The sequence below is a fragment of the Inquilinus sp. YAF38 genome, from assembly GCF_052113205.1.
Lineage (GTDB): Bacteria > Pseudomonadota > Alphaproteobacteria > DSM-16000 > Inquilinaceae > Inquilinus.
The window spans coordinates 1-8,273 of sequence record NZ_JBFRCU010000156.1; the positions used below are offsets into that span (position 1 = coordinate 1).

At 69.5% G+C, this 8,273-nt stretch carries 8 protein-coding genes; 4 read left to right on the forward strand and 4 right to left on the reverse strand.

Annotated elements, in window-relative coordinates; translation table 11 throughout:
* The 4 genes from AB4Z01_RS35205 to AB4Z01_RS35220 all read right to left on the reverse strand — a co-directional run.
* On the reverse strand, positions 1–279 hold a 279-nt coding region (locus AB4Z01_RS35205), incomplete at its 3' end, for a hypothetical protein (protein WP_441701367.1).
* 5 nt (positions 280–284) lie between these two features.
* A complete protein-coding gene (locus tag AB4Z01_RS35210; protein WP_441701369.1) occupies positions 285–1,304 on the reverse strand; it encodes an SIS domain-containing protein in 1,020 nt (339 codons plus the stop codon).
* A gap of 37 nt (positions 1,305–1,341) precedes the next feature.
* Entirely contained in the window at positions 1,342–2,124 is a 783-nt protein-coding gene (locus AB4Z01_RS35215; protein ID WP_441701371.1) for a GntR family transcriptional regulator, read from the reverse strand.
* A gap of 4 nt (positions 2,125–2,128) precedes the next feature.
* Positions 2,129–3,154, reverse strand: a complete 1,026-nt coding sequence (locus AB4Z01_RS35220; protein ID WP_441701373.1) for a Gfo/Idh/MocA family protein — start codon at positions 3,152–3,154, stop codon at positions 2,129–2,131.
* Between the two features lie 167 nt (positions 3,155–3,321).
* Between AB4Z01_RS35220 and AB4Z01_RS35225 the strand changes: the two genes are divergently transcribed.
* The 4 genes from AB4Z01_RS35225 (at position 3,322) to AB4Z01_RS35240 (ending at position 7,873) form a co-directional block, all read left to right on the forward strand.
* The gene (locus AB4Z01_RS35225) at positions 3,322–4,599 is read left to right on the forward strand and encodes an ABC transporter substrate-binding protein (RefSeq protein WP_441701375.1); all 1,278 of its coding nucleotides are present in this window, start codon (positions 3,322–3,324) and stop codon (positions 4,597–4,599) included.
* Positions 4,596–5,483, forward strand: coding sequence for a carbohydrate ABC transporter permease (locus tag AB4Z01_RS35230; RefSeq protein WP_441701377.1), 888 nt, complete (start codon positions 4,596–4,598; stop codon positions 5,481–5,483). The genes AB4Z01_RS35225 and AB4Z01_RS35230 overlap by 4 nt, the downstream gene beginning before the upstream one ends.
* A gap of 10 nt (positions 5,484–5,493) precedes the next feature.
* A complete protein-coding gene (locus AB4Z01_RS35235; protein WP_441701379.1) occupies positions 5,494–6,369 on the forward strand; it encodes a carbohydrate ABC transporter permease in 876 nt (291 codons plus the stop codon).
* 190 nt (positions 6,370–6,559) lie between these two features.
* The gene (locus AB4Z01_RS35240) at positions 6,560–7,873 is read left to right on the forward strand and encodes a PQQ-dependent sugar dehydrogenase (protein ID WP_441701380.1); all 1,314 of its coding nucleotides are present in this window, start codon (positions 6,560–6,562) and stop codon (positions 7,871–7,873) included.
* Positions 7,874–8,273: the final 400 nt, after the last annotated feature.

Consider the following 8,273-nt stretch of genomic DNA (forward strand, 5'->3'; position numbering starts at 1 on the left):
GGCCGGCAGCCCCTGCCCCGCCAGCGCGGCCTGCAGTGCCGCCGCGGTCGCGGCCCGGTTGACGCCCTGGGCGCCCAGCGCCAGCGCCGCGATCCGGCCGTCCGCCGGCCGATGCCGGGCCAGCCGAGCGGCGATCCAGGCGGCGGCCTCGGCCGCGGGCTCGGCCTCCCAATCCGCACTCGGCTCGACGATGTCGACCAGGCGGCCGCCGCCGGCGGCCTCGATCACCAGATGCGTCTTGGTGCCGCCGATATCCAGCGCGGCGAGAAGGTCGGTCATCGCGGTCACGCCACCTTGGTGTCGGTGTGGTGGAAGACGAAGGCATCGGGGTCGATGCCGCGCAGCAGCGCCGCCTCAACCGCCAAGCTCTGCATCGCCAGCGCCTCCAGGATCGCCCGCTGCGCCGGCGGCAGTGCCGGTACGGACAGGACGGCGAGCCGGGGCTCCTCCGCCACCGTCAGGGACGTCAGCAGGACCGTGTCGTGCCCGGCCCGGGCCAGGGTCCGCGCCAGCGTCGCCTCGCGGTCGTCACCGATCAGCACATGCGCGGTCTTCCCGGCCGATTCCATCGCGCCGTGCAGGTATTGCCGGGTCGACAGGCCGGTGGCCGGCACCCGCGCCACCTCGCGCAGCAGCAGCGCCCCGACCTCGGCCGAGCCGGCGGTGGCGGCGGAAGCGGTATAGTCGACGGCGACCGCCGCGGCCAGCGGCGCAGCCAAGGTTGGGCCGCGGATGCGCAGGGTCTCCTCCAGCCGCCGGAACGCCGCCGGCAGTGCCGTCCAGGACGGGTCGACGGCGCCGCCGTCCCAGATCTCGGCGATCATGCCCAGCGCCGCGACGGTCGCGGTATAGCCGACGGTGGAGGCGTAGCTGTCCGGCAGGTTGCCGAGCGAGATGGCGGTCGCCGCCAGATCGGCCAGCGGTGACGGCGCGACATTGACCACGGCGATGCGCCGCCCCGCGTCGACCGAGCGCAGCACGGCCAGCGTCTCCGCGCTCTTGCCGCTCTGGGAGACGCCGATGACGGCATGCGGCGAGGCCGGGAAGGGCAGCGGATGCTCACCCGAGTTCAGGCGCCAGGAGTGGATGCCGCGGGATCGCAGCGTCCAGACCGCGGCGGCCGAGGCGGCGTGGCTGGCGCCGATGCCGAGGAAGATCGGCCCCGCCCCGGCGAAGGCGCCGCGCGCTTGGGCGTCACGCCCCTGGGCCCCGCGCAGCTGGCCGCCGAGATGGGCGATCGCCTGCTCCAGCCGGCCGGCCTGCGCGGCCCGGGCCTCGGCGACCGGGATGTATCCTTCGACCAATTGCAAGACTCCTTGGTGGTCGGCGCGCCGCGGGGCGTCAGCCCTCCGGCTTCGCGCCGCGGGCCGGCGCCGAGCGCGGGCGGGAGAAGCCGGTGCGCAGGCGGTAGCGGTCGCCGGCGTAGCGGATGGTGGAGGACAGGAGCGGCCGCCCGGCCGCGTCGACGATCAGCTGGCGCAGCACCAGGACGGGTTTGCCCGGTTCGATCTCCAGATGCCCGGCCAGGACGGCGTCGGCTTCCTGCGCCTCGATCGTCGTCTCGGCGCGGGCCAGGTCGATGCCGGCCTCGAGCAGCAGCCGGAACAGCGAGGCGGTGCGGAAGTCGACGCCGTCCAGCTCCGGCGCCAGCTGGGCGGCGAAGAAGGAGGTGTCGACCGCCACCGGCACGCCATCGAGCCGCCGGATGCGGTCGAGATGGAACAGGCGGGCGCCGGGAGCGACACCGAGATCCTCGGCCTCGTCCAGGGTCGCCGGCGCCGCCGCCGCGCGCAGCACGTCCGAGGACGGAGTCAGGCCCAACCGCGCCGCCGTCTCGCTGAAGGATTCCAGCGTGTTCGGAAACTCCTTCGGCGCGTCGGCCGAGACGTACCAGCCGCGGCCGTGCGAGGCGGTCAGGACCCCGGCCTCGACCAGGCTCTGCAGCGCCCGGCGCAGCGTGACCCGGCTGATCGACAGCCGGGCCAGCAGGTCGCGCTCGGCGGGGATGCGGCCGCCCGCCGCCAGCTTGCCGGTGGCGATCTGGTGCCGGATCAGGTCGGCCGCCTGGCGCCACAGCGGCTCCGGGGAGTCGGCGTCGAGCATAGCGGCTTCGGTCCTGGTCATCGGGTCAGGTCACCTCTTCCCAGCGGCGCGTCCTCATGGAGCGGTAGCAGGCATCGATGATGCGGTTGACGATCACCCCGTCCTCGAAGGTCTCGGACGGCGCGGTGCCGGCGGCGAAGCAGTCGACGAAGTGGCGCATCTGCTGCGAGAAGCCGTAGGCGCGGGTTTCCTCCGGCACAGGGTACACCCAGCCGGTCTCGGCATCGGCCTTTTCCACGGTGTAGCCGACCGGCTTCCCGACGAAGCCCCAGACCGGCCCGACCGAGGTGTCGGTGACGATCCGCCCTTCCGAGCCCACCAGCTCGTGCCGCAGCTGCATGCCGCCCTTCTCGATCCAGGAGGATTCGATGGTGGCGAGCTGGCCGCCGGCGAATTTCAGCAGCGCGATCGACGTGTCCTCGCCGGTGGTCTTGTCGCGGTGGACCATGGTGGCGCCCCAGGCCATCACCTCGGACACCGGATTGTCCTTGCCGAAGAAGTGGCGGGCGGATTCGACGGTGTGGCAGCCCATGTCCAGCAGGGCACCGCCGCCGGCGGTCTCGGCGTCCCAGAAATGCGGCGCGTGCGGCCCGGAATGGGCCTCGCGGGCGCGCATGGTCAGCAGGTCGCCGATGCCGCCGGCCTTGACCATCTCATAGGCCTTGGCGATGTTCGGCGAGAACACCGCGCTCTCGGCATAGCCGTGCCAGACGCCGGCGCGCCGCACGATGTCGAGCATGCGCTGCGCCTCCTCCCCCGTCCGGGCCAGCGGCTTGGTACAGATCACCGCCTTGCCGTGCCGCGCCGCGATCTCCACCGCCTCGAGATGGACCTCGTTCGGCAGGGCGATGACCACCAGTTGCACCTTCGGGTCGGCGCACAGCGCCTCGGCGTCGGCATGGGCGGTGACCTGCCATTTCTCGGCGAAGGCCCGCGCCCGCTCCGGATTGCGCGAGCAGCAGGCCACCAGCTCGGCATTGCGCACATCCAGCAGCGAGTCCGCATAGGTCTCGGCGATGAAGCCGGAACCGAGCAATCCGACACCGATCATCCCATCCCTCCCTTTGTTGAGATACCTTATAATACCACTTGGCTGGATCTACTACCGAATTTCGATCAAAATTATACCATTTGGCACATCTGGTATTGTGAGGTATTTTCACCGAAATATCCGGCTGACGGGCGCTGCCCAGGCCGCAAAACGGGAGGCTGTGGACGATGCATTCGACATCCGTACGGGCGAAGGCCGCCGGGATCGCGCTGGGCACCCTCCTCGCCGGCGTGGCCGGCGCTGCCCTGGCCGCGGACCCGGTCACCCTGACCCTGGGCAGCTGGCGCACCGAGGACATCGCCGTCTGGCAGGACAAGGTGCTGCCAGCCTTCGAGGCGGCGCATCCGGACATCAAGGTCGAGTTCGCGGCGACCAATACCAATGAGTACAACGCCGCCATCCAGTCCCAGATCGAGGGCGGCGCCGGGCCGGACCTGATCACCTGCCGTCCCTTCGACGTGAACGCGCAATGGATCCGCCGCGGCTACCTGGCCAAGCTGGACGGGCTGGCGGGGCTGGAGAATTTCGACGCCACCGCGAAGGCGGCCTGGACCGGGCCGGACGGCGCCAGCTACTGCGTGCCGGTCGCCGCGGTGCTGGCCGGCTTCTACTACAACATCGACATCTTCCAGCAGCTCGGGCTCAAGGTGCCGACGACCAGCGCCGAGTTCCTGGCGGTGCTGCAGGCGATCAAGACCGACGGCCGCTACACGCCGCTGTCGGTCGGGTCGGCCGAGGCATGGCAGCTGGCCTATGACGGCCTGTACAGCATCGGCCCTGCCTACTGGAAGGGCGAGGACGGCCGGCTGGGGCTGATCAACGGCACCAAGAAGCTGACCGACCCGGATTTCGTGGCCGCCATCGCCGCGCTGAGGGCCTGGACGGCTTTTCTGCCCTCGGGCCAGGAAAGCCTGCAATATGCCGACATGACCCAGCTGTTCACCCTGGGCAAGGCGGCGATCCTGCCCGACGGGTCCTGGAACATCAACCAGGTGACCGCGACCGGGCTGAAGGTCGGCGTGTTCGCTCCGCCGGTCGTCAAGGCCGGCGACCAGCGCTACATGCAGGAGATGCCGGACATGGCGATCGGCCTCAACGCCGCCGGCAAGCACCAGGACGCGGCCCGAACCTTCCTGACCTGGATCGCCGGCAAGGAATTCCAGGAGATCTTCGTCAACGCCGCGCCCGGCTTCTTCGCCATGAGCAACCAGAAGGTGCAGTACCAGAATGCCCTGGCGCAGGAATTCGCCGACCTGAAGACCGGCGCCAAGCTGACGCCGCGGCTGGCGCTGGACCGGCTGAGCGCCGGCACCCCGCCGCTGGACGACGAGATCTGGCGGCTGCTGCAGGTGATGTTCACCAGCCCCGACACGACGCCGGAGCAGGTGGCCAAGGAGCTGCAGGTCGGCCTGTCCTCCTGGTACAAGCCGCAGATGGGCCAGTGACCCGCACCGCGTCGGCCCGCCGCAGCCTGGCCCTGTTCGTCGCGCCGGCCCTGGCGATCTACCTCGTCTTCGCGGTGCTGCCGCTGGCGACGTCGATCGTGATGAGCCTGTTCGACACCAGCGGGCGGGCCGGCGCGGTGTTCATCGGCCTGGGCAACTACATCCACCTGTTCACCCAGCCGGTGGTCAGCGCCCGGTTCTGGAACGCGCTGCTGAACAACGCCAAGTACTTCGCCATCCATGTCGCGGTCGAGGTGCCGGTCGGCCTGCTGCTGGCCGCGCTCCTCACCTCCGACGCGGTGCGGCGCAGCGAGGGCATCTACCGCACGCTGCTGTTCATCCCGGCGACGCTGTCGGTGGTGATCGTCGGCTTCATCTGGCGGCTGATCCTCAACCCGCTGTGGGGCCTGGTCGGCTTTCCGCTGCTGGGCAACCAGATGACGGCGCTGCCGACCATCTCGCTGATGTCGGTCTGGCAGTATGTCGGCATCCCGATGGTGTTCCTGTACAGCGCGCTGCTGGCCGTGCCGCGCGACGTGGTCGAAGCGGCGCGGATCGACGGCGGCGGGCCATGGCGCATCTTCTGGTCGGTGAAGTTTCCGCTGATCGTGCCGCAGTTCGGGCTGATCGTGATCCTGACCTTCATCTGGACCTTCAACGGCTTCGACCTGGTCTTCGCCCTGAACGGATCTGCCCCCGGGCCGAACTACAGCACCGACATCCTGGGCACCTTCTTCTACCGCACCTTCTTCGGCTCCAGCGGCCAGGTGGCGGATCTCGACCTCGGCGCCACCGTGGCATCGGTGATCTTCACGCTGATGCTGGCCGTCACCGCGGTCTATTTCCAGCTGGTACAGCGGCGGCTGAAGCCGCATGCGCTCTAGGGGAGGACCGATGAGCGCGATCGTCCGGGACATCGGCGCCGTCCGCCAGGGCCGAGGCACCCGCCGCTGGACCGCCGAGCAGGTCGCCACCCATGCGGTGCTGATCCTGTTCGTGGCCCTGGCGCTGGGCCCGATCGCGGTGGTCATCCTCAACTCGCTGAAGACGACGCCGGCGATCTTCGGCGGGCCTTTCGCCCTGCCGACGGCGGAGACCTTCAGCCTGGACGGCTACGCGCGGGTGCTGACCCGCGGCAACTTCCTGCTGAACTACCGCAACAGCCTGGTCGTCACCGTCGCCTCGGTCGGGCTGACGGTCCTGGTCTCGGCCTTCGCCGCCTATGCGCTGGTCGAGTACCGGGTGCGGGCCGTGCCGCTGCTGGCCGGGCTGTTCATCGCCGGGGTGATGCTGCCGATCCGGCTGGGCACCATCCCGATCATCCAGCTGATGGTCGCCTGGGGCCTGATGGACACGCTGGCCGCCCTGATCCTGGTCTATACGGCGATGAGCATCCCGATCGCCGTGACCATGCTGATGACCTATTTCCGCACGGTACCGACCGAGCTGAAGGAGGCGGCGCGGATCGACGGCGCCGGCGAGCTGCGCACCTTCCGCATCGCCCTGCCCCTGGTCCGGCCCGGCCTCGCCGCCGTCGCCACGGTGACCATGCTGCCGATCTGGAACGACCTGTGGTTCCCGCTGATCCTGGCGCCGGGCCGGGCCAACCAGACCGTGACCCTTGGCGTGCAGCAATTCGTCGGCCAGTTCCTGAACGACTATCCGGCGCTGCTGGCCGCCCTGACCATGGGCGCGGTGCCGCTGGTGCTGCTGTTCGTCCTGTTCTCACGCCAGTTCATCCGCGGCGTCAGCCAGGGCTTCAGCAAGTAGCGCCGACGGGTCGGGGCGGCGAGGTTGACCCGGAACCGGGCCATCGCCGTCGGCACCTGTAAGCTGACGCCGACGGCTGGCGCGAGATATGATACGGATGTCGATCAGCGCGATGCTTTTTGAGCGTTCGGGTTGATGCCCGCCTCGAGGCGCTTGCTGTCGCCCGTCTTCACCCAGGTCGAGAACCGAAATGAGCTTGTCCGGCATCTTTGCTCGAGTCGTCGCGCTGGTCGGCGCCGGAGCGATCCATTTGCGGCACCGGAACGACGGCCCGAAGGCCCCGGCCTTCGGCAGCACGCCGGCGATCCCGCCGGCGAAGCCCCAGGGCAGCATTCCGACGCTGAAGATGCCGACCGCAAAGGGATGGACTGCAGGGCAGACGCCAGTCGCAGCACCTGGACTCCAGGTCAACGCCTTCGCCGCCGGCCTGAAGCATCCGCGCTGGATCCACGCCCTGCCGAACGGCGACGTGCTGGTGGCCGAGGCCCTGAGCACGCCAGGTGGCATCAGCTCGGTTTTCGATTACGCCATGTACAGCACGATGAAGCGTGCGGCCGCGGTGGGCGAAAGCCCGAACCGCATCACGCTGCTGCGCGATGCCGACGGCGACGGCGTCGCCGAGACCCGCGAGGTGTTCCTCGCCGGGCTGAACCAACCTTTCGGCATGGCGCAGCTCGGCGACACGCTTTACGTCGGAAACACCGATGGCGTGGTGGCATTCCCCTACACGCCCGGGGACACCCGCATCGGCGCGGCGGGACGGAAGCTGGCGGACTTCAAGCCCGGCGGGCACTGGACGCGCAGCCTGCTGGCGAGCCCCGACGGGCGGAAGCTCTATGTCGGCGTCGGCTCGCTCAGCAATATCGGAGACCAAGGGCTGGCGGCGGAGGAAGGCCGGGCGGCCATCCATGAGCTGGACCTCGAGAGCGGCCAGGTCCGCATCTTCGCCTCCGGCCTGCGCAATCCCGTCGGCATGGCGTGGGAGCCGACGACGGGGTCTCTCTGGACGGTGGTGAATGAGCGCGACGGGCTGGGCGACGAGACGCCGCCCGACTATCTGACATCGGTGCGCGACGGCGGCTTCTACGGCTGGCCCTATTGCTACTGGGACAGGATCGTGGACGATCGGGTGCCGCAGGACCCGGCGCTGGTCGGATCGGCCATCACGCCGGATTTCGCATTGGGCGGGCACACGGCGTCGCTGGGCCTGTGCTGGCTTCCGGCCGGCACGCTGCCCGGCTTCCCCGACGGCATGGCGATCGGCCAGCACGGCTCCTGGAACCGCAGCAAATTGAGCGGCTACAAGGTCGCCTTCGTGCCCTTCGTGAACGGACGCCCCACCGGACCCGTGCGCGACATCCTGACCGGCTTCCTGTCCCCTGACGAGCGCGCCTCCTATGGCCGGCCGGTCGGGGTGACCATCGGCCCGGACGGCTCGCTGCTGGTGGCCGACGATGTGGGCGACGTGATCTGGCGGGTCACGGGTGCGCCGGAGCGCGGCTGAACCCACGGGAACCGACGCGTTGAGCGGCGGGACCGACACCACGGATCCGCTGACGCGCGCCGCGAGAATCGGCCGGCAGAATAGGTCGGCGGTCCCTTTTTGCAACAAAACAGCCACAAATATCGGCCCTCTAACTCGGCAGAACGCCTGACTCCGACTGCGATCCTATCTCTCGGCTTGCCAAAGGCGCCCGATCTGGCGACAAGTTGAACAGATTTCGATGCAGTCGGAGCCGTCGTCATGGGGGGTTACGATTACGTCGGTTCGTTGACGCAGGCCGGTCGGCTGCTGACGATCGACACGCCGTTGGGCCAGGACGTCCTGCTGCTGGAAAGGCTGCAGGGGCAGGAAACGCTGTGCGACCTGTTCGACTTCAGGCTGCATGTGCGCTCGAAGCGCC

What these genes read in the sequence shown, in the direction of transcription:
- AB4Z01_RS35225 (WP_441701375.1), top strand. Translation starts at nt 3,322, where the DNA reads ATGCATTCGACATCCGTACGGGCGAAGGCCGCCGGGATCGCGCTGGGC.
- AB4Z01_RS35220 (WP_441701373.1), bottom strand. Translation starts at nt 3,154, where the DNA reads ATGATCGGTGTCGGATTGCTCGGTTCCGGCTTCATCGCCGAGACCTAT.
- AB4Z01_RS35240 (WP_441701380.1), top strand. Translation starts at nt 6,560, where the DNA reads ATGAGCTTGTCCGGCATCTTTGCTCGAGTCGTCGCGCTGGTCGGCGCC.
- AB4Z01_RS35235 (WP_441701379.1), top strand. Translation starts at nt 5,494, where the DNA reads ATGAGCGCGATCGTCCGGGACATCGGCGCCGTCCGCCAGGGCCGAGGC.
- AB4Z01_RS35215 (WP_441701371.1), bottom strand. Translation starts at nt 2,124, where the DNA reads ATGACCAGGACCGAAGCCGCTATGCTCGACGCCGACTCCCCGGAGCCG.